Raw genomic sequence first — 24,576 nt, 5'->3', positions numbered from 1 at the left:
TCAGCGAGCATCGGGCGCCGCGGAGGTGAGATCAGCGGCGGGAGAGGGCTTTGCGGTTCTTGATCTTCGACTTGAGGTAGTCGGCGTTCATCAGGGCGATCGAGTCGATCGAGATCTCCTTCGGACACGCCGAGCTGCACTCACCGTGGTTCGTGCACGAACCGAAGTACTCCTCCATCGTCTCGACCATGGCCTCGGTGCGCTTGAAGCGCTCGGCCTGGCCCTGCGGGAGCAGGTTGAGGTGTGCGATCTTGGCTGAGGTGAAGAGGCTCGCTGCACCGTTCGGGCACGCTGCCACGCAGGCGCCGCAACCGATGCACTCGGCGTTGTCCATCGCCGAGTCGGCGACCGGCTTCGGGATCGGGATGAGGTTCGCGTCGGGGGCCCCACCGGTCGGCGCGGTGATGAAGCCACCCGACTCGATGATCCGGTCGAACGGAGCCCGGTCGACCATGAGGTCCTTGATGATCGGGAACGCCGTCGCACGGAACGGTTCGATCACGATCTCGGCACCCGACTCGAACGTACGCATGTGCAGCTGACACGTGGCGGTGGCCTTCTCGGGGCCGTGCGCCTGACCGTCGATCATCAACGAGCAGGTGCCACAGATGCCCTCGCGGCAATCGTGGTCGAAGACGATCGCTTCCTTGTTCTCCTCGATGAGGCGTTCGTTCAAGATGTCGAGCATCTCGAGGAACGACGCTTCGTCGCTGATCTCGGGGATCTGGTGGGTTTCGAAACGGCCTTGCTGACCGGGTCCGTCCTGGCGCCAGACCTTGAGGGTGATGTTGGTGAGTGTGGTCACTGCTCTGCTTCTCTTCTCAGACTCTGCGTTCGATGCTCTGCTGGATTCGCCTGGGCGTCACTTGTAGCTACGGGTCGCGAACTTCACGACTTCGTACTCGAGTTGCTCACGGTTCTCGATCGGGGCCGACGGGTCGCCGCTCCATTCCCACGCCGTGACGTGAGCGAAGTCTTCGTCGTTGCGGAGTGCTTCGCCCTCTTCGGTCTGGTGTTCGGAACGGAAGTGTCCGCCGCAGCTCTCCTCACGGGTGAGTGCGTCTTTGCACATGAGCATGCCGAGTTCGAAGAAGTCGTCGACGCGCGCCGCCTTCTCGAGGGTCTGGTTGAGGCTGGTGCCGTTGCCGGTGACCTTGAGGTCCTTCTTGAACTCTTCGTGCAGTGCCGGGATCTCCGACAGTGCCTTCTCGAGGCCGGCCTCGTTGCGGTCCATGCCGCAGTAGTCCCAGATGATCTTGCCGAGTTCACGGTGGAAGTGGTCGGGACCCCGTGTGCCGTTGATGGCGAGGTAGCCGTTGTAGCGCTCGGTCGCCTCGGTTTCGGCGGCCTTGAACGCTTCGTGGCTCGTGTCGGGAACCGGCTTGTTGAGCAGGTCGGCGAGGTACGGGGCGATCGTGTACGGCAGCACGAAGTAACCGTCGGAGAGGCCCTGCATGAGCGCCGACGCACCGAGACGGTTGGCGCCGTGATCGGAGAAGTTGGCTTCACCGGCACAGAAGAGTCCGGGCACCGTGGTCTGCAACTCGTAGTCGACCCACAGGCCGCCCATCGTGTAGTGGCTCGCCGGGTAGATGCGCATCGGGCGCTCGTACGGGCTCTCGCCCGTGATGCGCTCGTACATGTCGAACAGGTTGCCGTAGCGCTCCTTGATCGTGTCGGCACCGAGCCGTTCGATCGCCGCAGCGAAGTCGAGGTACACGCCGTTCTTCAGCGGTCCGACACCGCGACCGGAGTCGACCGCACGCTTGGCGGCTCGCGACGACACGTCGCGCGGCGCCAGGTTGCCGAAGCTCGGGTAGATGCGTTCGAGGTAGTAGTCGCGCTCTTCGTCGGGAACCTCCGACGCCGGGCGGGTCTCGTCGGGGTTCTCGGGAACCCAGATGCGACCGTCGTTGCGGAGCGACTCGGACATGAGCGTGAGCTTCGACTGGAAGTCGTCGGCCTGCGGAATGCACGTGGGGTGGATCTGCGTGTAGCAGGGGTTGGCGAATCCGGCACCTCGGCGGTGCGCACGCCACGCCGCGGTGACGTTGCAGGCCATGGCGTTGGTCGACAGGTAGAAGGCGTTGCCGTAGCCACCGGTTGCGAGCACGACGGCGTGCGCCGAGTGCGAGCTGACCTCACCGGTCATGAGGTCACGGGTGACGATGCCGGCGCAACGGCCGTCGATGTTGACGACGTCGACCATCTCCATGCGGTTCCAGAGCTTGACGTTGCCGAGGCCGATCTGGCGGGCGAGCTGCTGGTAGGCACCGATCAGAAGCTGCTGGCCGGTCTGGCCGCGGGCGTAGAACGTACGGCTGACCTGTGCGCCACCGAACGAACGGTTGTCGAGCAGACCGCCGTACTCGCGGGCGAACGGCACGCCCTGGGCGACCATCTGGTCGATGATGTTGACCGACACCTCGGCGAGGCGGTGGACGTTGGCTTCACGGGCACGGAAGTCGCCGCCCTTGACCGTGTCGTAGAACAGACGGTGAACGCTGTCGCCGTCACCCTGGTAGTTCTTCGCGGCGTTGATGCCGCCCTGGGCAGCGATCGAGTGGGCACGCCGCGGCGAGTCGTGGAACGTGAACGACTCGACCTGGTAGCCGAGCTCACCGAACGTGGCGGCTGCCGATGCACCGGCGAGGCCGGTGCCCACGACGATGATCTTGAACTTGCGCTTGTTGGCCGGGTTGACCAACTTCTGATCGGCGATGTAGTTCGACCACTTGTCGGCCATCGCCCCTTCAGGGATCTTCGAATCGAGTTCGAACGTCATTCTCCGGCCTCTTCTCCGACGGGGTGTGTGACGGCAGCCGGGTCGTACTCGACCACTCCCGCCATGACTGCGACCGGGAACGAGACGTTTCCGGCCACGATGAGTGCTGCGGTGCCGATCGCGATGTTGCGACGCCACGCGTTGAACTTCGGGTTGTTCCAGCCGAGCGACTGGAACAGCGACCAGACGCCGTGGAACAGGTGGATACCCAGGGCGACGTTGCCGACGATGTAGAGGATCGCCACCGGGATACGGCTGAGCGATTCACTGATGTTGTAGTAGGCGGCGCCGACGACGTGGTCGGGGTGCACGAACCCCCACGTGAGGTCGGCGAGGTGCCAGACGATGAAGATCGACACGATCGAGCCGGTCCAGCGCATCGAACGGCTCGCGAAGTTGGCGACCTGGTAGTCACGGGCCGACTGGTACTTGACCGAGCGAGCTTCGTGGTTCATCTTCGTGAGTCCGGCGGCGGCGTGGATGTGCAGCGCGACCGCAGCGATCAGCACGATGCGCAGACCCCAGAGCACGTACGTGCGCGGGAGCAGCGGCACGGCGAGCTCACGCAGGAACTCTCCGTAGATGTCGATGTCGTAGGCACGCTCACCGTTGCCCTCGTCGATGACACCGAGGTACATCTTGAGGTTGCCGATCATGTGCGTGATGACGAAGCCGATGCCGATCAGGCCGGTCACCGCCATGACGTACTTCTTGCCGACCGCAGTTGCGTACAGGTCGAGAACGAACGGTTTCTTCTTCGCCGGTTCCTTGACGGCGGTGCCCGTCACAGGTCCTCGGCTCAACGTCTGTGCCATAGGACCTGAACCTACTCGCCCGCGTCCGGACCGCACCGAATCCGCCGCCGTCGATCCTTCATGGCGTTCGTCACGCGACGCCGCGCCGCCGGCCTGCGGACGGTCGGCGCCTGCGAGCGACGACCGGTTCACGCTTCGTTCACGGCAGTGTCGGAACGTTGCCGCATGGACCTTCGCCGTGTCACCGCCTCCGCGATCGTGTGCTGCCTCGCTGCGCTCGGTGCCGCCTGCTCGTCCGGGTCGGCGCCGGGCGTCACGATCGAGGTGACCATCTCGGGGGATGGCGTCGACCAGGCGCTGGTGTATCCGGACGGCCGGCGGGCGCCGTTCACCCCCGACCTCGAACTCGACGACCCGTACGAATACCGCGGTGAGTCGATGGTCGTCGATCTGCCGTGGACGACCACGGTGTCGGTGCTGGAGGACGGCAGCACCGAGTTCGAGGTCGCCGCGTTCAACCAGGGCGATGCAGGCGAACTCACCTGCGCTGCCGACTGGAAACAAGCCGATGGCGACGGCACGTGGGACCGCACCAATGGCTACCTGGTGTCGTGTTCGGGCGACTTCAGCTTCCGCGACGACGGCGAGGTGCGACTCGACCCGGGTGGCCGATCGGTCTCGTTCGAGGCCCGCGAAACTCGTCTCGCGGAGATCGCCGAGGCGAAACGGCTCGAACGCGAACGCATCGCACGGGTCGCCGCGGCCACCGAGGCCGCTGTCCCTCCCGGCCCGGTCGAACTCGACGGCTGGCGCATCGAGATCACGGGAGTCGACCGAGACGCTGCCGACTTCCTGGAGGCGTACTCGTCGAGGAACCGGGTCGGCGGTAGTCGCCGAGCGATCCTGACCGAGGTGACCGCCACACGGATCGCTGACGCACCCGGCCGGGCCAGCGACATCCAGATCGGAGCGATCGGTGGCTACGACCTCGTCGTCTACGACCACGACGACGACGATTGCGGCGCCCACGTTCCCGACTCGTATCTGTCGATCCACGGCCTCACGACGGAACAGCAGCAGGGCGATCAGGTCGTCTTCAACACGTGCGTGATCGTCGAGGAGGAGGATGCCGCCGAAGCGCTCGCCGTCGTCTCGGTGTTCCTCGGCGACGACGCCCCGGTCACGATGCGTCTCCCCGACAACGGGCCGACGGCGAACACGGCGCAGGCCGCCGACTCCGGCAGCACGGAGCAACTCGTCGGGACCGACCTCGTGTTCGATCTCAAGGTGGTCGGCGCATCGGTCGACGACGTCGAGCTTCTGGCCGAGCGGCTCGGCGACACGGTTCGCCCGCCGTCCGACACTCGCTCGTACGTGATGGTCGACGTCGAGGTCACCAACCTCGATCCGCAGGAGTTCGGCCCGATCGCGCCGACGTGGGGCGCCGACTGGACTCTCGTGTCGGGCGACGGCACCGAGCTCTACGACTGGACGTCGTACTGCCCCGGCGTGTTCGACGTGTTCGCCGCCGCCCCGGCTCCCGAGGGAGGCGTCGATTGGAACTTCGGCGACGACCACCTGATGGCGTTCCCCGACGAACCGAAGACGTTCGCCGCCTGTTTCGAGATCGATCCCGCCGACGCCGCAGGATCGGTCGTCCAGATCAGCGTTCCCGCCGACACCGTCACCTTGGCTAGCGGTCTCTGACGGCGACCGTCATGAGCAGCGACGTGTCGTCCGATCGCGAACCGCATGCATCGCAGTGATCGTGAACCGCGGCCTTCCCGAATCGCGAGCTCGACGATGTGACTCGCGCGGGGTCAACCGATCGTGTGACCGGTCGCTCTGATTTCATCGTAACCTCATCGACCGGCCATCATGGTCCGGTTCGACGGGGGGAAGCCCGCGAACGATGACAATCGTTGCGAACCACGCGACGACCGATCACGCCCAGGAGGCACCACCCCGTGGACGTCATTCCATATCTCGCTCTGATCTCAGCTGTCGCTGCGCTCGGACTCGCGGGTTACTACTACAAGGCCGTCGAAGCCGCGCCGCCCGGAAACGAGCGCATGGTCTTCCTGATGACCGAGATCCAGAAGGGCGCCAAGGCGTTCTTGCAGAAGGAATACCAGTGGGTCGGCGCATTCGCCGTCGTCATGGCGATCCTTCTGGCCATCGTCATCGCCCCGCTCGCGGCGGTCACCTACGTCCTCGGCGCCGTGCTCTCGGCGGGTGCTGGCTATGCCGGCATGACCGTTGCGACCATGGCAAACGCTCGCACGACCGAAGCCGCGAAGTCCGGCCCGTCGGCAGCGCTCCCCGTGGCATTCCGCGGTGGCGCCGTCATGGGCTTCTCCGTTGCGGGTCTCGCACTCGGCGGACTCATGATCACCTACCTGGTGTTCGTGACGTTCCTCGAGGTCGACGACGCGTTCGAGATCGTCACGGCCTACGGCCTCGGCGCATCGACGATCGCGCTGTTCTCCCGTGTCGGCGGCGGCATCTACACCAAGGCTGCTGACGTCGGCGCCGACCTCGTCGGCAAGGTCGAAGCCGGTATCCCCGAAGACGATCCGCGCAACCCGGCCACCATCGCCGACAACGTCGGCGACAACGTCGGCGACGTCGCCGGCATGGGTGCCGACCTGTTCGAGTCGTACGCCGGCTCGATCATCGCTCCGATCTCGCTGGTGGCATTCGCCGGTGGCCTCGTGGCCGAGAACGCCGGCGATGCCAACGTGCTCCCGCTGTTCATGTTCCCGATGCTCGTCGCGTTCATCGGCATGGTCGCCTCGATCATCGGTTCGTTCCTCGTCAAGGGTGGCGACTCGACCGACAGCCACGCGCTGAGCAAGGCACTGCACCTCGGCACCAACGTGGCGATGGGCATCACCATCGTCGGCGTCATCGGTGGCGCCTACTGGCTCTTCGGCGACGACGAGATCTTCACCAAGCCGTGGGGCCTCGCCCTCTCGGTCATCGGCGGCCTGCTCGTCGGCTGGGCACTCGGCAAGACCGCCGAGTACTACACCTCCGACGCGTTCGGTCCGGTCAAGAAGATCGCCAAGCAGTCCGAAACCGGCCCGGCCACCACGGTCCTCTCCGGTATCAGCTTCGGCATGATCTCGGTCGCCGCATCGGTCGTCCTCATCCTCGTCGGTGTCGGCGTCGCCTACTGGGGCGGCCTGCAGACGTTCAACGACGCTGAGTTCGGCGGCCTCTACGGCATCGCCGTGGCAGCCATCGGCATGCTCGCCACCACCGGTGTGGTCGTGTCGGTCGACGCCTACGGTCCGATCGCCGACAACGCCGGCGGCATCGCCGAGATGGCCGAGCTCGACCCGTCGGTGCGTGAAGTCACCGACGCCCTCGACTCGCTCGGCAACACCACCGCTGCCGTCGCCAAGGGCTTCGCTGTCGGTTCGGCTGCGCTCACCGCACTCGCGCTCTTCAAGAGCTTCGAGTTCGCCATCACCACTGCCTCCGAAGGCGAGAAGGTGCTCAACCTCGACATCGGTCAGGTCGACGTGTTCGTCGGTCTGTTCCTCGGTGCCGGTCTGCCGTTCCTCTTCGCTGCGCTCACGATCGACGCCGTCGGCCGTGCGGCCAACCAGATGATCGAGGAAGTGCGTCGTCAGTTCCGCGAGATCCCGGGCCTGCGTGAAGGCAAGGAAGGCGTCATCCCCGACTCCGCTCGTTGTGTGGCGATCTCGACCGAGGCCTCCCTCAAGGAGATGGTCATCCCCGGCGCACTCGCTGTCGTCGTTCCGCTCGTCGTCGGTTTCATCGACGTCGACACCCTCGGTGGTCTCCTCGCCGGCGCCCTGGTGACGGGCTTCGCGCTCGCCATCTTCATGGCCAACGCCGGTGGTGCCTGGGACAACGCCAAGAAGTACATCGAGGCCGGCGCTCACGGTGGCAAGGGTTCCGACCCGCACAAGGCTGCCGTTGTCGGTGACACCGTCGGTGACCCGTTCAAGGACACCAGCGGCCCGGCGATGAACATCCTGCTGAAGGTCATGACGATCGTCAGCCTGGTGTTCGCCTCCGCGTTCGTGTGATGACCTTGGTCTGATCCACACCTGATCCGCACGTCTGCCCCGCCGGACGGTTTGTCTCTGAGACAAACCGTCCGGCGGGGCGTCGTCGTTTTCGGACGTCTGTCACATTGACCTCGGCGGGGACGGAGGCGCAAGATCGTTGGCGACGAGTTCGACCTGGTCACGAGCCTGCTCCCCTCTCGCCGACGATTCAGACACCCGACCGGGGCGACACCGGGCGACTCCGACAGCCGCCAGACGTCGTGCCCGCGACGAAGGAGATACACGATGCTTGGCGGATCCGAAGGAATGGTCCTGGTGGTTGTGATCCTGCTGCTGTTCGGCGGCTCGCAGATCCCGAAGCTGGCCCGCAACCTCGGCCTGGCGCAGAAGGAACTCAAGAACGCACTGCACGGCGACGACGAGCCGGCCGACGCCTCCAGCGACGCCACCGCCGACACGAACGGCTGAGCGTCCGCCGCCGGTGCTGAGTGTGAGGCCGAACGCGAAAGTGTGAGCCCTCTGCGCCGATCTCGGCGCGGTGAGCTCACACTTCCCGACGGCTCGGTGACTCAGGTGTCGTCGTCGCCGTTGCAGTTCTGATCGACGAAGTCCCCAGCGGTCTCGGTCGCCGCCGAGTTCACGGTCGGATCGCCATCGTCGCAATCGCCTTCGAACGCATCGAACTCACTGTCGCATTCGCCGTCTCCACCGCCGAAGCCGAAGTCGTAGTCGACGTTGCCGTCGCCGTCGTTGTCGACACCGTCGTTGCACTGGCTCCCGAAGTAGTGGTCGAGGCCGAGGTTCTCGAGGTCGCCGTCCCCGTCGCTGAGCGGCTCGTTGTACGAGTCGCAGTTCTGGTCGATCCCGTCGCCGGGAACGTCGAACGCGTTCGGGTTGATCGACGGATCGGCGTCATCGCAGTCACCGAAGTTGGAGGTCAGCCCGGCCGGCGGTCCGGTGTTGGTGTCGACCTCGGTCGGGGTGCCCGCGCCCACGCCCCAGTAGTCACCATCGCCGTCGGTGTAGAGCGTCTGCAGCTGGAAGCCGTCACAGTCCTCGTCCTGGTACGTGTCGAGTACTTCGGTGCCGTCCGGGTTGATCGCCGGGTCGAAGTCGTCGCAGTCGCCGATCGGCCCGAACCCGCTCGGCGCCGTCACGGCGAGCTGGATCTGCCCGGCGTTGACGTAGATGCCACCGAAACCGTCGCCGTCGCCGTCGGGCGAGAACAGTTCCTTCTCGGGTCCGGCCGGTCCAGCGGGTCCAGCGGGACCGGCTGGGCCAGCGACCCCGCCGCCGGAGCTCGGCACGAACACACCGAGCACGTCGATGATGACGTGGCTCGTGCCGGCGTTGTTGTAGACCGTGAACTTCCCGTCGTCGGAGAGCGCGACCTGGACGCCGTTCTCGGTCACCGGTGTTCCTGCGCCAGGGACCAGATGTGCCGCGAGCGGCCGCGTCTCACCGGTGGGGTACGCCGTGTAGAAGCTCCGCGCCGACGCCGCTGCCGATGTGAGGTTGACCGACAGCGCCGTGGCGTCGTCGGGGAGTTCGCACTCACCCGACGTCCCACGTCCGTCGTACGTGTACTCCGCCGCCGGCCCGATCGGACCTTCGTACGGACCGACGTTGTTCGGCGCCGACCGGCTGTCTCCGATGCGGCACGGCGTGATCGGCACGAAGGTGCTGCCGCCGTCGCCGTCGGCTGCGCTGACGAACGTCAGCCCTCCCGCACCGGCGGTGATCGCGACGGCTGCGCCGAGTGCAGCCCACCTCGCCCTCGTCGTTCTCGTTGCAAGCATGATCGTGTCTCCCGGTTCGTCGTGCGAGGCGCTGATCGCCCCGTCACCTCTCCAGACGCCGACCGCGTCGAACTGGTTGACACGGCGCACCAGGCCGAACGCGGAAATGTGAGCCCTCCGCGCCGATCTCGGCGCGGTGAGCTCACATTTCACGGGGTGGCCTGAACGACGTCAGGACGCCGTTGGATCAGTCGTAGACGACCATCCAGTCGATGCCGACGTTCTGGTCGACGGCCAGCGGCGTGTCGTCGTCGGTGGTCTTGTGCTGAATCTGGAAGCCGGTCGCCGTCTTCTTCAACGGGTTGAAGTACGTCGCCTCGGTCGTCGTCGAGTACCCGCCGTTGTTGTTCGGCTGGATGAACAGGCTGTAGTCGGCATCGGGCAGTGGATCGGCGAACGTGACCACGACACCGGCATCACCGATGCCGAAGCCGGTCGTGCCGCGCACGATCGTGGACGAGTCCGAAGTCGCACACTCGTCACCGTCGTACATGACCACCCAATCGAGTCCGACGCTCTGGTCGACCGCGAGCGGCGTGTCGTCGTCGGTGGTCTTGTGCTGAATCTGGAAACCGGTCGCCGTCTTCTTCAACGGGTTGAAGTACGTCGCCTCGGTCGTCGTCGAATAGCCACCGGTGTTGTTCGTCTGGATCAAGAGCGTGTAGGTGGCCGTCGGCAACGGATCATCGAACGTGACGAACACACCCGCGTCGCCGATGTAGAACCCGGCGGTGCCTCGCACGATCGCCGTCGTGTCGCACGATGTGCGCTCGGCTCCGACGAAGGCTCCGAGCACGTCGATGACCACGTGACTGGTCCCGGCGTTGTTGAAGAGGGTGAACTCCCCGTCGTCGTCGAGCGTGACCGTCACTTCGTTCTCGGTCACCGTCAGCGCGCCGAGCACGAGGTGCGCGGCGAGCGGTGGCGATGCCAGATCCTCCGGATACAGCGTGTAGAAGCTGTTCGCGTCGGGCTGGATCCCGGTCACGTTCATGGTGAGTGCCTCGGCGTTCGCCGGCAGCGCGCAGTCGCCGCTGGTGCCGCGGCCGTCGAAGCTGAATTTCTGCGTGGTCGCTCCGATCCGCTCGTCGTACGGCCCGACGTTGTCGGTTCCGGGCCGAGAGTCGGCGAGGCGACATGGTGTGAGCGGGACGTAGGTGAGGCCGTCGCTCGTTGCACTCTGAGCGTTGACGAGGCCGAGTCCACCAGCCCCGATGGTGACGGCCACTGCTGCCCCGATCGCTGCCCATCGGCTTCGCAGCCGACTGGCGCTCGCGCTGTTCTTCGTCATGATGATCTGTGCCCTTCAGTCGAACGGAGCCCCATCGGCTCCGAATCAGCAACACAGACGCCGCACCTCGTCGATCGGTTGACGCGAATCACGTGAAAGCGGTACGACGCACCGTCGACCCGTCGCTCGCCGACGCGAATCGCCGGTCGGTGTCGGCTGCATGAGATGGGTTTCGAGTCAGGCCGCACAGCCTGCAAGCTCAGCCTCCCCGGCCGAACACCGTGGCGTTGACGTCGCAGGTATCGGGATACCACTCATCGTCGATGAACTCCCACGGCAGGGACGCTCCCAAGTCCCCTCCCGCCTCCTCGATGAAATACACGAGGCTGGTCGTTCCGCTGTCTGGCCCCGAGATGAACGACGTGATCCGCGGACGGAAGCCTGCCCACATCTCGGCGTAGCGATCGAAGTCATCCACGATGCGGCCGGCCTGTTCCCGATCGCATTGCGGGCCGAAGAACGTCTCGTACGCCGCAGCATCGACATCGACCAGCGAGGTGATGAACATCTCGGCTCGGCGCTGCAGTCGTTCGTCCAACGCAGCCTCGGTGTTCGGCGCCGGTTGCTCTTCGGCCGTCGGCGCCGGGGCGTCTTCGCCGACCGGCTCCTCGGCGGACGGTTCGCTCGAGGATGGTTCTTCCACGACCGGCTCCACGGCCGGCTCGGCGTCGACGACGACCGGATCGTCCGCCGACTCGACGCCCGGCTGGACGTCGTTCGCGGCATCGTCGGACGCGGCAACGACGTCGTCACCCGCGGGTTCATCACCGGGATCTCCCAGCGCATCTCGATCGGCGTCGGCACCAGCCTCGTCATCCTGTTCCGCCGGACCGCCGTCGTCTGGTGCTTCGGCCTCGTCGTCCTGTTCCGCAGGATCGCCGTCGTCGGGCGCTTCGGCCGTCGTGTCGACGTCGGGCTGCACTGCGTCTCGAACGCCGTCCGTCGCCGGCTGTGCGTCGGTGCTGTCTTCTTGCCCGCCCCGGACCAGGAAGAACACTGCGGCTGCGGCGACCGCCACGACCGGGACGAGCAGTTTCACCGCGAGCGATCCGCGGCGACGGCCCCCGGTGCCGCTCGGCACCGAAGCCGAGGTCTCTGGCGCCGGGGCGTCGATGCGATTCCTGACGACGCGGGCGCCCCCGAGCGAGGGGACCGGAACGAACGAGGCGGCCGGCAGCGTGCTCGCGCCCACCGCCGCCCCTGCGGCACCGGTCCCTCCAGCGCCGGTCCCTGCAGCGGTACCACCGGGCCCGCTTGCGACGGCGGGAAGCGGCAGCGGTGCGGCGGTGGGCGGCGTGGGCGGTTGGCCCTGGGCGCGTGCGAGGATCGTCTCGAACGGTGGCGGTGACACGACGACGCCAGCGGTGCGCTCGTCGACGGCCGCACGAATGCGGGCCATCACCGGTCGGAGCTCTTCGTCGCTTCTCATCCGAGTGCCTCGAGCAGCGAGCCGACGTTGTCGAGTGCCATTCTGATCGTCTCGTCGAGATGGCCCTGCTCCATGCCGAGTGTCGACGAGATCGTCGCCGGGTCGAGCTTCGACAACTGCGACAGCACCAGCGCTTGAGCCTCGTCCTGTGCGAGCGACTGGATCGCCCGCAGCACCTTGGTCACCTCGTCGGACGCCGAGGTCGCGGTCGGAGGAAGCTGGGCCGGGAACAACTGCTGAGCGACGTCTCGACGATCCTGTGCGATGTCGAGCACCAGCTTCCGGAGCACGGCGAGCACACCGTCCACGCCCGTCACGATCGGGCTCATCTCGGTCGTGAGGATCTCGACGAACGCCTCCTGCACGATCCCCTCGCAGACCGACACGCTGTCGATGATCGTGCTCGCGAGCCGCACCAACGACAGGTACTCCGACTCGTACAGCTGCCGCGCGATCGCTTCGATCCCGGCGACGACCGAGGTCGTGACCTCCTTGTCGTCGACCTGCTGTCCGTCGAACACGAGCATCGCGGCCCGCTCCCGACCGAACAACGCCGGCGTCTTCGCCTCCGGAATGCCGGCGAGATCGATGTTCACAACGGCGAGGTCGAACGAGGTCGCCACGTCGCGTCCGCTCGCCATCGCCTTGTAGAAGTTCGTCGCGAACGTGTGCGCCGCTGCATCCGACACGCGGTCCGACATGCCGACGACGCAGTCGGCGTGGTGCGCGATCGCCTCGGCCTGCGGCACCGAATAGCACGCGTTCAAGACGACACACCGGACGACTCCGCTGAACCCGGCGAACATCTTCGAGAGCTGATCGACCCCGACCGCCACCGACTGGCCATGCTCGTTCTCGAAGAACAGCTCAGACTGCTGATTGCCGTGACCCGAGAAGTGCACGACCGACGGCTTCTCGCCGAGCATCTTGGCGACGAGTTCGCCAGCTTCGGTGTCTCGACTCAGCACGATCCGGAGGTGCTGTCGGTGGCTTCCGAGCTGGACCGAGTTCTCGATCAGGTCGAACTCGGCATCGATCGCCAACTCGACCTTGTCGACCGGCGACGAGCCGGCGAGCAACACCGGCGCAGGGTCCGGCGGAGCGACACCTGGGTGTGCGGTTGTGTCGGTCATTCTGCAAGAAGGTAGAAGATCGGCGGTACGTTCGGGTTCATCGGCCCACACTGACGTGGCGACGACCGGTTCGGTTGACACGCGTCGATGAGCAACAATCCCCTGATGGGCAACCACTCAGGTGTGCGATGAGGCTGCTGCTCTCGGGAGGCAGCCATCGAGCGACGCTCGGATCGATCGGGGCGATCAGCTACTTCCTGTGGTCGGACGGACTCCCTGAGCACGGCGTCGGACGGCGACCAGACAAGTGGGACGACATCGACGAGATCGTGTCGGTCAGCGGCGGCTCGATCCTCAACGCCGCGCTCGCCGGAGCGACCGACACACCCGCCGAGGCCGCCGCCCGACTCGCCGAGGTCCGCAACCGGATCGGACACGACCGACTGCTTCCGCATCGCACGACCAAGCGATGCATCATCGCGCTGCTCGGCGTCGTCACACTCGCGGCGCTCGGCTGGCTGCTCCTCGCCGCTCTCGGCGTGGTCGGGCCGCAAGCGATGTCGCAGTCGCCGTGGTCCGTCGTGATCGGCATCTCGATCTTCCCACTCGGACTCAATCTCGTGCGCCGGCTCGCCGGCGCCTACCAGCGCGATGTCGTCGACGTCGTCACGCAGGGTCGGACGACACCGCTCGACAGCGTTGCGTCCACCCGACGTCACACGATCTGTGCCTCGGGTCTCGCCTCTGGGCTCCCCTATTACTTCACGGCTGGCGGGGAGCCGTTCGAGCCGGTCTACGGCACTGCCCTCGGTTCGGGCTACAGCCTCGCCGACGCGGCGAAGGCATCGACGGCGCTGCCGGGAACCGGGCACGTTCGGGCGCCGCGTGCACTGCGCCGCGAGGTGCTCGTCGACGGCGGCGTGTCGGGCAGTTTCGGCGAGCAGGTGTCGACCACGATTCGCCGACGACCGGAAGACACCTGGCGCAGCGGCGGCGAATGGTTCGCCGTCGACGCGGTACGACACATGACGAGCAACTCGAGGATCGCACAGTCGCTCCAGTCGGTGAGCATGCTCTCGCTGCTCGGGCGCTGGCTGAAGGTCAGCCTCGAAGCGACCTACGTGAACGACCTCGTCGATCTGGGCCCGGGGCAGTACGCGCGGCTCTGGTCGCCGAACGTGCTGCCGCCGGCCGCGCCCGACCCGTCACGCACCTTCCGCGACGGATCGAGCGCCGCGAAACAACCCGTCGTCGACGACTCGTTGGAGCGACGCAAACTCGCCGAACTGCAGTCCCGAGTCCGCTCGATGAGCCTCACCTCGATGAACTACGCCGTGGCCGACCTCGCGATCGTGGTCGGGTTCATCTCGACGCTCGAAGTCAGGCGAACGCTCGACCCTGCGGAGATCGCGGCAGGGCTCGAGTGGCTCGACGAGACCTTCGGAACCGGTGGTCAACTCGCGTGCGTCTGGGCCGACGTCGAGATCTCCGAACGCAATTGTCTGAATCGAGACTCGAGCGACGCTGCGGCGAGCCGGTAGCGCTCCGCCGCCGAGGCGTCGCCACGTGCGGAGGCCAGCAGCGCGAGGGCGCCGTCGATCGCTCCATCGCTGGCAGCACCGTTCCAGCTCATTCGCCCCGAGAAGGGACGCAGCAACGCCTCCAGCGCCTCGATCTCGCCTTGTTCGCCGACCGATGCGACCGCTGGCGCCGCGAGGAGAATCACCGATGTGTAGTGCACGTCGCGCACGATCCCACCGAATCGGTCGCGGGCGAGCACGTCGATGTGAGCGCGCGCCACATCGAGCTCACCACTCTCCACCGCCACCACCGATGCGACGGAGTGGAAGGGCAGATAGTCCGGCTGTCCGGCGAGCATCTCGGCGATCGCCGCCTCGAGTTCGCCGGCTCTCCCTTGCTCTCGACGAATACCGAGCAGGAGCAGCCCGTACACCGTGAGCGCCCAGGTCGCGTCGAAGCGCTCGAGCCCGATCGACAGCGCGGACTCTGCGTGCCGCTCGGCCGCTTCCAGTTCACCGCGCAGTCGCGAGTGTGCGCTCTCACTGAACGCCATACCGAAGTCGCGCGGTCGACGACCGACCTTTCCGGTGTACAGACGCATCTCGTCGATCGCCTGCTGCGCCGCCGCCGCATCACCTCTGATGACCGAACACTCGAAACGCACGAACGCCGCTTCCCAGATCAGGTCCGCGTCGTTCCCCGCGATGTCGGTCATCCGTTGGGCCGCTCCCGCCAGCAACTCGAAGTCGTCGGGATGGGCGAAGCCGAGATGGGCGTGGCCGATGACTGCCGACTCGACGAACGTGTCCCCGAGGTCGCGAGCGATGCGCCAGGCTTCGTGATACAGCGCTCGTCCGCGATCGGCCTGATTCGACGTGGAGAACAGCGGAACGCTCGCCGCGCACAGCTCGGCTCGAAGCGCCGGGGCGATCGAGAGGCTGAGCGCTTCATCGAGCAGACCGGCCACTCGCGGGTCGAGATCGCCGGCGCGGGTGGTCTGGCCGTGGCCACACATCTCGGTGACCGCCACGACGAACAGTTCGTCGTCGCCGGCCTCTCGCGCCAACTCGGCGCCGTGGAAGAGGTCGTGGAGATAGTCGGTCGACGACAGTGCGCGACCCACCGCGCCGCGCCGAACGAGCACGTGAGCACGGAGTGACACGTCGTCGAGGTCGAGTTCGTCGACCAATGACGCCGCAGTGTCGAGATGCTGGGCGGCAGTTTCCCAGTCGAAACCGACGATGAACTCCGACGCTGCTCGGATGCTCGTCCACACAGCCCGTTCGGGATCGAGCGGCGCCGCAGCGACATGGTGGCGAGCGATCTCTGCCTGGGCGGCTCGGTCGCCCTCGAGCACGAAGGCGATGTCCTCGTGGATCGCGATCCGTCGGCCTTCGCCGAGCAATTGGTAGCACGCGTCGGCGACCACCGCGTGGACGAACGATGCCGATTCGGACGCCGCGTCGACGCGGATGATGCCGGCAGCCACTGCGGCCGGGAGGTCGGCGTCGACGTTCGGCCGGAGTTGGCGGATCGTGTGCAGTTCGAAGGTCGAGCCGAGTGCGGCAGCGACCTGCAGCGTGTCGACGACCGACTTCGCCAACAGATCGAGGCGTTCGCTGACGGTGACCAGGATCGACGACGGCAACTCGTCGTCGGACGCCCGTCCTTCGACCCAGCGGTCGATCAGCAACCGCAGAAACAGCGTGTTGCCGCCCGACGCACGAATGAGATCATCGATGAACGCGTCGTCGACCGCTCGCGTGGAGCGGCTGGCCACGAGCGCCACCACATCGCTCCGCTCCACGGGCTGCAGATGCAGCGGTTCGCAACGACCGGCCGGTGCGTCGTCAGCGCGCTCCACCGGCGACTCGTCGGCGACCTGCAGGAAGTCGAAGCGGTGGTCGTCAACCGGACGCAAGCCGACCACGATGGCGAGCCGACCTCGATGGATGAGCCGAGACAGCACCTCGGCCGATCCGCTGTCGATCCAATGCGCGTCATCGACGATGATCACGGCTTGACGGCCGCGCCGTTCGACGAATCGGGTGAGGTCGTCGAAGAGTGCGTCGCGAGTCAGCGAACCCGACCGTGGGATCCCGAGTTCGGGGCAGATCCTCGCGAGTGCCGCAGCGAACTCACCCGTGGTGTCGAGCTCGCCCGATGGCGGCGGCAACTCGCACAGAGCGAGGCACAGGTGGGCGATCGTGTCGAGCGGGCGCTCCGGAGTCGCCACGACGTCGACCCGAGCCACCACGCCACCAGCGTCCACCACCAGCTCACCGAAACGGTCGAGGAGCGCCGTCTTTCCGGTGCCCGCCTCGGCGATCACCGAGATGCTTCGCCCAGGCTCGACCGCCTTCAACGTCTCGAGCTCACCGGCTCTCCCCACGAACACACCGGTGTCGGGCCTGACCCGCTTCACCGAGCCTGCCTCGAGTTCGAAGCTCTCGGCGAGCAGCGCCTGCTCGGTGGCGAGCAACCCTGGCGACGGTTCGAGGCCCAGCTGGTCACGGAGCCCGCTGACCGCAGCGGCGACCATCGAGAGCGCCTCCGATTTCCGGCCGAGCATCGCGAGCCCCGTCGCATGCGCGATGACCGCTCGCTCGCGGACCGTGCTGTCGTCGACGAGGCGGGCGGAGACTTCGACGGCCCGCTCGGGTTCGCCGAGCTCGTTACACAGCTCAGCGAGACGAACGGTCGCGAACCAGCGGAGTTCTTCGAGGCTGAGCCGTCGAGCGACCACCGCCGGAGACTCGAACTCGTCGGAGAACGGCGGGGCCGTCCAGAGTGCGAGTGCCTCCTCGTACGCCTCGACCGCTGCCCGTCGATCGAGCCCTCGCGCCGATTCGATGAGTTCGGTGAACCGCTCGACGTCGACCGAATCCGTGCGGAGTCGATAGTCGTTGCCCGCCACTTCGAGACGTTCGCCGAGACCGCCCAGTGCAGACCGAAGACGAGAGAGCGCGACGTTCAGCGCCTTGCGCGGGTGGGCCGGCAGAGCGTCGGCCCAGAGATGATCGATCAGCGCATCAGCCGAGACCCAGTCACGCCGAACAGCGAACGCGGCGACCAGCTGACGAACCTGCTTGCGACCGAGCTCGACGGGCCGACCATCGACTCGCACGACCGTCGGCCCGAAGACATCGACGACGAGACGGTTGCCATCGAGATCGCTCTCGCTCACCCCCGCTACTTGCGCCATCCGAAGAACGAGAGTAGTCAGAAGGCGTGACAGTGGATGACGCGCACCCGTTCTTCGAGTGCGCCGAGCCGCTCATGCTCGTCAGTCACGCGGGCGACACGGCGTCGGGAGCGTCGTCTGGGTCGATGACCGCATACCGTCGCGCCGCCGAGCTCGGCTTCCGGGCGTTTCAAGTCGACGTCGTGGCAGCTCCCGACGACACGCTCCTCTCGATGCATGCGGTGTTCGGCCGCAAACGCGGGTTTCTCAGCGGAACGCTCGCCGACACGCGTGAGCTCGCGGGCGCCGACGTTCCGACGCTGAGCGAACTGTTCGCCGAGTTCCCCGAGGCGCGCTGGAACATCGAACTCAAGAGCGTGCAGTGCGAAGACGCACTCGTCGCCCTGATCGAGCGATATCCGCATCGCGAGCGGTTGTGCGTGAGCGCGCCGTTCCACACTCGGGTGCTCCGCCGTCTCCGCCGGCGATTCCCCGATCTGGCCACCAACGCCTCGCTGCTCGAAGGCGCGCTCATCGGCTTCGACCTCGTCTTCTGGCGACGGCGGGCGGCGCAGGGCGTACAACTCTTCGCCCCCATCGCTCGGGGCTGGGTGATCCGCCGCAACGTGCAGCGCGGCGTCGCCGTGCACGTCTGGACGGTGAACGACGCCGCCGCCGCCCGCGCCTTTCGTGCCGCTGGGGCAACCGGCTTGGTGGTCGACGACTACGCCGCGGTCGCTCCCGCCCTGCGCGAGTCCCCCTGAACCACCAGCGCGTGCTGGGTGGAGCATCGACGCCTACACGCCTGTCCAGGCGACGGAAACTCGATGGAAACCGCCACCTCGGACAGTGGTCCCCATGCAACAGATGGGGGACACCGCAGTGGGGGCAACGATGGATCTCGGTTCGGGCGAACCGACCGACTGGCCGGCGATGGTCGAGGCGCTGTATCGCACGCAGTTCGATGCGATGTGTCGAGCCGCACGCCGTCTGGTCGACACGCAACACGCATCCGAGGAGGTCGTGCAAGAAGCGTTCGTTCGTTTCGCCATGCTCACCGTGCGACCCCGACCGGGCCGGGAACTCTCCTACCTTCGCTCGATCGTGCTCAACGAGGCCCGATCGACACTGCGCCGGCGCGTCGTCGCCCGTCGCTACTGGTACGTCAGCGTCGATGTGGCAGCCGACGACGAGACCGCCGACGCAGCGGTCCGCAGCGACGACGCGCGGACGCTCCACCGATGCCTCGGCGACCTGCCGTTGCGACAACGCCAGGTGTTCACGCTGCGCCATCTCGCCGGCTTCAGTGAACGCGAGACCGCGATCGCGTTGTCGATCAGTCCCGGTTCGGTGAAGACGCACAACAGCCGGGCGATGAGCAGCATCCGCGAGCGCCTCGCTTCCGTCGCATGACCTCGGTGATGGGCTACCGCCTGCTCACGTCGGGACGTGGCGACGGGGGAACGTCCGGCACGTCCGCCGCCGGGGCTGAGAGCGCGGGCGACTCCGCCGCGCCGCGTTGCGGTTCAGCCGGCTTCGGCGACGAAGTCGATGAGTTGCTCGACCGCACCGATCAGTTCGGGAGTGAGGTCGGCGAACGTCTTGACCTGGTTGCGCAGCTTGGGCCAGAAGCCCTCGAACTGCACCCCGAGCGCCCGGCACATGCCTTCCTTCCACGGAACGTCGGGGTCGAAGGGGATGTCGGGCCAGGCCTCGAGTCCGACGACCTTCGGCCGGATTCCGGCCCACACGTCGACGAACGGGTGCCCGGTGATGAGCACGTTCGCGTCGCGGACGGTCTCTGCGATGCGCGTCTCCTTCGAACCTGGCACGAGGTGGTCGAGCAACACCCCGAGTCGCCGCTGCTCTGACGGTTGGAAGTCGGCGACGGCCGCGGCCAGATCGTCGGCGCCGTGAAGCGGTTCGACGACGATGCCGAGCTCGCGCAGGTCGTCGCCCCACACGTGTTCGAGCAGTTCGGCGTCGTGTTTGCCTTCGACCCAGATACGGCTGGCCTTGGCGACCTTGGCACGGCCGTCGCCGGCCACCGAGCCCGACGCGGTGATGCGTTGCGTCACCGTCTTCACCTTGGGCGGGCGGACGAGCGTGACCGGCTTGCCCTCGATCAGGAAGCCGCCGGGCTTCCAACCGAAGTGGCGGACGTAGTCGTGGCGATCCTGCAGGGTCACACCTTCGGCGCTCCACCGCACGACGTCACCGGTGAAGTGACTCGATCGGTCTTCGACGAGCATGCCCATCTCCACCGTCACGTCCGGGTAGCGCGGCGCTCGTTTCTGCTGCTCGAAGTCGTCGAGCACGTCATTGCTGTATCCCATAGAAGTCGAGCGTCGAGCATGCCACGACCACCCACCCCCGCCGCGGCACACCAACCTGGTTATTTCCATCCCGGATGGTTGTAACCAGGTTCAGTCGGTGCGGGCGGGTCGGCGTTCGGCCCATCCGGTCGCGGTGAGCACCATGTCGGTGCGCGTGCCGTCGGGGAACACGAACGGGGCGCGGGCGCCTGAGTGGGCGGCGGCGATCGGGTGGGCGATCACGCCGAACGACTCGGTGAGCGACCACCGATGCCACCGGCGCGCGGGCACCTCGGCGAGTTCGATCTTCGGTTCGCCGATGATCTCGATCACGCCGTGCACCACGCCGACCTGCTCGTAGCCGTCGTCGGCACCGGCGAGGTCGTCGATCGCCGTTGGCCGCGACGTGGCGTACCACTCGAGGTCGAACGCGATCGGCGTCGGATCGCCGTACGCCCGTCCCAGGGCCTCGATCGGGTCGTCGAGCGAGGCAGCGTACGTCTCGTTGCCGACCGACCACTGCTCCATCGGTGCGTCACGAAAGTGCTCGGCCCACATCGCCTCACCCTTCAAGATGAACGGGTCGGCGCGCACCGGCACCTCGAAGTCGGTGATGTGGAGCAGGGGCCGACCGGGACGGGCCAACGCCGCCCAATACCACGACGTCACACCGACCAGCCGATGCCCCGACACGACACCCAGCGACGCGTCGTCGGTCCACGCCGCGAACACCCACTCCTCGACCGATGCATCCGCATGTCGTCCATCGGTCCACTCGGCCACGACGAGCAGGCTACGTATCCGTCGGCCCACCGATCAGGCAGACTGTGTGACGTGTCGAACGAAATCCGCTATCTGAGCCTCGACTGGATCAACGCGTTGACCGCCGAGGTCGCCGCGAGCGAGCACATGCGCGACGTGGCCGAGCACCATTCGATCGGCGTCACGCAGATCGTGAGCGACGGTCCGGAGGGGGACGTGACCTACCACCTGGTCGTCGGCGACGGGGAGGCAGCGTTCGGCGCCGGGCCTGCCGACCCCGAGCACGTCAAGATGGAGCAGTCGTGGAAGACCGCTGTCGACGTCGCCACCGGCGAACTCAACGCGCAAGAAGCGTTCATCAACGGGCACATCCGCCTGTTCGGCGACCAACAGAAGCTGCTCGACTCGCAGCCGGTGTTCGGTGCGCTCGATGCGGTGTTCGCATCGGTTCGCGACCGCACGGTCTACGAATAGCCGGCCACCCTCGACCGCTTGTTTCTTTTCGACCCGGTCCGAGGGAAACATCCGCTTGTTTCTTTTCGACCTGGTCCAGGGGAAACATCGGGACGACGGCGGGTGTGTGGCGTGGGGGTAGTTTCTCGTCATGCCGGAGATGCCGGAGATCGAAGCACACGCCGAACGACTCGCCGCCGACTACGTCGGTGAGGTGCTCACCAAGCTGCACCCGTTCAACTTCACCGCGCTCAAGACCGCCGTGCCGCCACCCGACGCCGCGTACGGCCATCCGGTCGTGTCGATCGGTCGCCGCGGCAAGTACCTGCTGATCGAGTTCGAACCGCTGACGATGGTGATCCATCTCATGCAAGGTGGTCGTCTCCTCCCCGACGAGAAGATGTCGAAGAAGCCACGCGGCGGTCAGGCACGACTCACGTTCGGCGACGACGTCCCGCCGCTCCTCCTCACCGAGCAAGGCACCGAACGGCGCGCCGGGATCTGGTGCGTTGCCGCAGGCGAACTCGACACGTCGCCGCCGATCGACAAACTCGGACCCGAGGCCGTCGGGTTGCCGGCGGAAGCACTCGCCGAGTTGTTCGCCCGACAGTCGATGCGAGTGCACGGCTTCCTCCGCGACCAGCGATCGGTCGCCGGGATCGGTCGGCGTCTCGCGAACGAGGTCTGCTGGCAGGCGCGGATCTCGCCGTTCGCCACCACGAAGAAGCTGGGCCTCGAGGGTGCGACGAAGGTCGCCGAGGCCATTGCCGTGTGCGCCGCTGAAGGGTTGGAGTACGAGCGCGGGCGGAGCGACATGAGCAAGTCGAAGGACCGCCCGAGCAACGCCCACGGCCAGACGGGTGAGCCCTGTCCACGATCCGACGAGCACGGGCCCGACGCGATCCGCGCCGTCGAGTACTCCGGTTACACGGTCAACTACTGCCCGACCTGCCAGACCAACGGCAAGATCCTCGCCGACAACACGACCAGCAAATTCCTGAAGTAGCGAGAAGTTGGTTACGACGCTCCCGGAGCCGCGTAACCTTCTCGTATGCCGATTCATCTTCGTGCCGAGCCCGGTGACTACGCCCCCAACGTCCTGTGCCCCGGCGACCCCGTCCGAGCGCAGTACATCGCCGAGACCTTCTTCGACCCCGGCTTCAAGCAGGTCAACGAAGTGCGCGGCATGCTCGGATTCACCGGCACCTTCGAAGGCAAGCCGCTGAGCGTCCAGACCACCGGCATGGGCGCGCCGTCTGCGGGCATCGTCTTCGACGAACTCGCCCAACTCGGCGCCAAACGCCTCGTGCGCGTCGGCACCTGCGGCGGCCTCGCCGACGACATGTCGATGGGCGACACCGTCATCGCACTCACCGCCGCCGCCGACGATCACGCACCCCGACAGCTCAGCCAGATGGACGGCATCGTGCCGACCGCCACCTTCTCGCTCGTCGAGGAAGCCGCCCGCCTGACTCGCGAGGGTTCGATGGGCAAGGTCCACATCGGCCCGATCGTCACGTCCGGGCTCTTCTACGAACCCAACTGGGAGAAGTTCAACACCTGGAAGGCGCTCGGCCATCTCGCGGTCGAGATGGAAGCCGCGATGATGTACGTCGTCGGAGCGATGAAGGGTATGGAGGCACTCGCCCTCATGACCGTGAGCGACATGATCGGCGAAGGCGACGGCGACACCGTTCGCATCTCCGACGAGGACATGAAGCGCGGCGTCGACCAGATGATGGAGATCGGTTGCCGCGTCGCGGTCTCGGGCTGATCCGCGACTGCCCATGACGGCACACTGCGACGCTGGCCGTCGCGAACTGGTGGCGACGATTGTGTCTCCAGATCGATGTGACGTGTGCTCTCCGCCATCGAACCGAGCGATTCGTCTCGTTAGGTTCGCCGAATGACTCTGTCTCCTCCAGTGGCCCCTTCGCGGCCGGCGCGGGAGTACCGGATGAAGCCCCGAGAGTTGCTCACGCTGCTCTCGGCGATCATGGCGCTGATGGCGCTCGGCATCGATCTGATGCTGCCCGCGTTCGACGACATCCGCGAAGCATTCGACCTCGGCGAAGGGTCACCCGAGACCGGCAAGGTCATCACGGTCTTCTTCCTCGGACTCGCGTTCGCCCAGGTCGTCTGGGGGCCGGTGGCCGACCGCTTCGGTCGCAAGCCGGTGCTCTACATCAGCATCGGCATCTACCTCGTCGGAGCGATCGGCTCTGCGCTGGCGCCGTCGTTCACGCTCCTGCTCGTGTCGCGATTCGTGTGGGGCCTCGGCGCCGCTGGGTCGAGAGTCGTGTCGACCGCGATCATCCGCGACCGTTTCGAGGGCTTGGCGATGGCCAAGGCCATGTCGCAGATCATGGCCGTGTTCATGCTCGTCCCCGTGCTGGCGCCCAGCGTCGGCACCGGCATCATCGCCGTGTTTCCGTGGCGCTTCGTCTTCTGGTTCTGTGCCGTCTGGGGCGTGCTGATCGCGCTGTGGAGCCTGCGGCTTCGCGAGTCACTCGCCGTCGAAGACCAGCGCCCCCTGAGCTTCGGTGAGTCGTGGACCGGCTACGCCGAGGTCGCCCGCACACGAGTCACGGCTGGCTACACGATGGCCAGCATCTTCCTGCAGGGCGTGTTCACCACGTACCTCGCCAGCAGCGAACTGATCATCTCGGAGGTGTTCGATCGCGAAGCGCAGTTCCCGATCATCTTCGGCCTGATCGCCGTGCTGTTCGCCGGCGGTGCGCTCGTCAACGGTCGCGTGGTCGCTCGCTTCGGCGTCCACGGTCTGATCAGCAAGGTCTACTTCATCACGGTCGGGCTCACGATCATCTCGGTGATCGTGTCGGTGATGGCCGACGGGCACCCGAGCTTCTGGATCTACATTCCGCTCCTCGGTCTCACGCTGTCGTCGTTCATGTTCCTGATGCCCAACCTCAACACCGCGGCGCTCGATCCCGTCGGCCACATCGCCGGCACCGCCTCGGCGTTCGGTGGCGCAGCTCGTATGGGTGGCGGCGCCGTGCTCGGAACGATCGTCAGCGCTCAGGTGAGCGACTCCACGACCCCGTTCGCGATCGGCGTCGCGATCCTGTGCACGCTGTCGTGGGTGTCGGTGCTCGTCGTCCGCCGCCGCTCCCCCGGTCTCTCCCTCTGACCCGTCGCTCGA

20 protein-coding genes are annotated in these 24,576 nt (G+C 66.6%); 10 read left to right on the top strand and 10 right to left on the bottom strand.

Features of this window, described 5'->3' with window-relative positions:
- Positions 1 to 31: 31 nt before the first annotated feature.
- From YM304_RS03770 to YM304_RS03760, 3 genes are read right to left on the bottom strand one after another with little or no spacing between them, the layout of a single operon-like run.
- Complete coding sequence (locus YM304_RS03770; protein ID WP_015440311.1) at positions 32 to 805, bottom strand: succinate dehydrogenase/fumarate reductase iron-sulfur subunit; 774 nt, start codon at positions 803 to 805, stop codon at positions 32 to 34.
- Positions 806 to 862: 57 nt separating this feature from the next.
- Positions 863 to 2,785, bottom strand: a complete 1,923-nt coding sequence (locus YM304_RS03765; RefSeq protein ID WP_041297981.1) for a fumarate reductase/succinate dehydrogenase flavoprotein subunit — start codon at positions 2,783 to 2,785, stop codon at positions 863 to 865.
- The gene (locus tag YM304_RS03760; RefSeq protein ID WP_083908197.1) at positions 2,782 to 3,600 is read right to left on the bottom strand and encodes a succinate dehydrogenase cytochrome b subunit; all 819 of its coding nucleotides are present in this window, start codon (positions 3,598 to 3,600) and stop codon (positions 2,782 to 2,784) included. Before YM304_RS03760 ends, YM304_RS03765 begins: the two co-directional genes overlap by 4 nt.
- Positions 3,601 to 3,765: 165 nt before the next feature.
- Between YM304_RS03760 and YM304_RS03755 the strand changes: the two genes are divergently transcribed.
- The 3 genes from YM304_RS03755 to YM304_RS03745 all read left to right on the top strand — a co-directional run bounded on the left by YM304_RS03755 (position 3,766) and on the right by YM304_RS03745 (position 8,054).
- Complete coding sequence (locus YM304_RS03755; protein WP_015440308.1) at positions 3,766 to 5,247, top strand: hypothetical protein; 1,482 nt, start codon at positions 3,766 to 3,768, stop codon at positions 5,245 to 5,247.
- Positions 5,248 to 5,507: 260 nt separating this feature from the next.
- Positions 5,508 to 7,604, top strand: a complete 2,097-nt coding sequence (locus YM304_RS03750; RefSeq protein ID WP_015440307.1) for a sodium-translocating pyrophosphatase — start codon at positions 5,508 to 5,510, stop codon at positions 7,602 to 7,604.
- Positions 7,605 to 7,871: 267 nt separating this feature from the next.
- A complete protein-coding gene (locus YM304_RS03745; protein ID WP_015440306.1) occupies positions 7,872 to 8,054 on the top strand; it encodes a twin-arginine translocase TatA/TatE family subunit in 183 nt (60 codons plus the stop codon).
- A 101-nt stretch (positions 8,055 to 8,155) separates the two neighbouring features.
- Here the strand turns inward: YM304_RS03745 and YM304_RS03740 are convergent, their stop codons facing one another.
- From YM304_RS03740 to YM304_RS21915, 4 genes are all read right to left on the bottom strand, one after another.
- Entirely contained in the window at positions 8,156 to 9,385 is a 1,230-nt protein-coding gene (locus YM304_RS03740) for a putative metal-binding motif-containing protein (protein ID WP_154723295.1), read from the bottom strand.
- A 187-nt stretch (positions 9,386 to 9,572) separates the two neighbouring features.
- A complete protein-coding gene (locus YM304_RS03735; protein WP_015440304.1) occupies positions 9,573 to 10,676 on the bottom strand; it encodes a hypothetical protein in 1,104 nt (367 codons plus the stop codon).
- A gap of 199 nt (positions 10,677 to 10,875) precedes the next feature.
- Positions 10,876 to 12,105, bottom strand: a complete 1,230-nt coding sequence (locus tag YM304_RS03730) for a hypothetical protein (RefSeq protein ID WP_015440303.1) — start codon at positions 12,103 to 12,105, stop codon at positions 10,876 to 10,878.
- The gene (locus YM304_RS21915; protein WP_051071305.1) at positions 12,102 to 13,238 is read right to left on the bottom strand and encodes a CHAT domain-containing protein; all 1,137 of its coding nucleotides are present in this window, start codon (positions 13,236 to 13,238) and stop codon (positions 12,102 to 12,104) included. Before YM304_RS21915 ends, YM304_RS03730 begins: the two co-directional genes overlap by 4 nt.
- Before the next feature lie 128 nt (positions 13,239 to 13,366).
- On the opposite strand from YM304_RS21915, the gene YM304_RS03720 reads away from it, so the two are divergent.
- The gene (locus YM304_RS03720) at positions 13,367 to 14,719 is read left to right on the top strand and encodes a patatin-like phospholipase domain-containing protein (RefSeq protein ID WP_015440301.1); all 1,353 of its coding nucleotides are present in this window, start codon (positions 13,367 to 13,369) and stop codon (positions 14,717 to 14,719) included.
- Here the strand turns inward: YM304_RS03720 and YM304_RS03715 are convergent.
- Complete coding sequence (locus tag YM304_RS03715) at positions 14,632 to 17,904, bottom strand: BTAD domain-containing putative transcriptional regulator (RefSeq protein WP_015440300.1); 3,273 nt, start codon at positions 17,902 to 17,904, stop codon at positions 14,632 to 14,634. The genes YM304_RS03720 and YM304_RS03715 overlap by 88 nt on opposite strands.
- Positions 17,905 to 17,930: 26 nt before the next feature.
- On the opposite strand from YM304_RS03715, the gene YM304_RS03710 reads away from it, so the two are divergent.
- Together YM304_RS03710 and YM304_RS03705 are read left to right on the top strand one after the other, a co-directional pair.
- On the top strand, positions 17,931 to 18,647 hold the full coding sequence (locus tag YM304_RS03710) for a glycerophosphodiester phosphodiesterase family protein (protein WP_015440299.1): 717 nt from the start codon (positions 17,931 to 17,933) through the stop codon (positions 18,645 to 18,647).
- Between the two features lie 94 nt (positions 18,648 to 18,741).
- Complete coding sequence (locus YM304_RS03705; RefSeq protein WP_051071304.1) at positions 18,742 to 19,296, top strand: RNA polymerase sigma factor; 555 nt, start codon at positions 18,742 to 18,744, stop codon at positions 19,294 to 19,296.
- A gap of 113 nt (positions 19,297 to 19,409) precedes the next feature.
- On the opposite strand, the gene YM304_RS03700 is transcribed toward YM304_RS03705, so the two are convergent.
- Positions 19,410 to 20,219, bottom strand: coding sequence for a DUF3097 family protein (locus tag YM304_RS03700; protein ID WP_015440297.1), 810 nt, complete (start codon positions 20,217 to 20,219; stop codon positions 19,410 to 19,412).
- A gap of 90 nt (positions 20,220 to 20,309) precedes the next feature.
- Positions 20,310 to 20,981 carry a hypothetical protein gene (locus YM304_RS03695; protein WP_015440296.1) on the bottom strand — a complete coding sequence of 224 codons (672 nt, stop codon included), beginning with the start codon at positions 20,979 to 20,981 and terminating at the stop codon, positions 20,310 to 20,312.
- A 51-nt stretch (positions 20,982 to 21,032) separates the two neighbouring features.
- Here YM304_RS03695 and YM304_RS03690 point away from each other — a divergent pair, with 51 nt between their 5' ends.
- The 4 genes from YM304_RS03690 to YM304_RS03675 all read left to right on the top strand — a co-directional run bounded on the left by YM304_RS03690 (position 21,033) and on the right by YM304_RS03675 (position 24,564).
- Positions 21,033 to 21,434 carry an SCP2 sterol-binding domain-containing protein gene (locus YM304_RS03690; RefSeq protein ID WP_015440295.1) on the top strand — a complete coding sequence of 134 codons (402 nt, stop codon included), beginning with the start codon at positions 21,033 to 21,035 and terminating at the stop codon, positions 21,432 to 21,434.
- A 130-nt stretch (positions 21,435 to 21,564) separates the two neighbouring features.
- Entirely contained in the window at positions 21,565 to 22,419 is an 855-nt protein-coding gene (locus YM304_RS03685; protein WP_015440294.1) for a DNA-formamidopyrimidine glycosylase family protein, read from the top strand.
- 45 nt (positions 22,420 to 22,464) lie between these two features.
- A complete protein-coding gene (locus YM304_RS03680) occupies positions 22,465 to 23,187 on the top strand; it encodes a phosphorylase family protein (RefSeq protein WP_015440293.1) in 723 nt (240 codons plus the stop codon).
- 183 nt (positions 23,188 to 23,370) lie between these two features.
- Entirely contained in the window at positions 23,371 to 24,564 is a 1,194-nt protein-coding gene (locus tag YM304_RS03675) for a multidrug effflux MFS transporter (protein WP_041297974.1), read from the top strand.
- Positions 24,565 to 24,576 lie beyond the last annotated feature (12 nt).

The sequence above is a fragment of the Ilumatobacter coccineus YM16-304 genome (assembly GCF_000348785.1).
GTDB classification, from domain to species: Bacteria; Actinomycetota; Acidimicrobiia; order Acidimicrobiales; family Ilumatobacteraceae; genus Ilumatobacter_A; species Ilumatobacter_A coccineus.
This window is presented reverse-complemented; position numbering and strand designations above follow the sequence as displayed.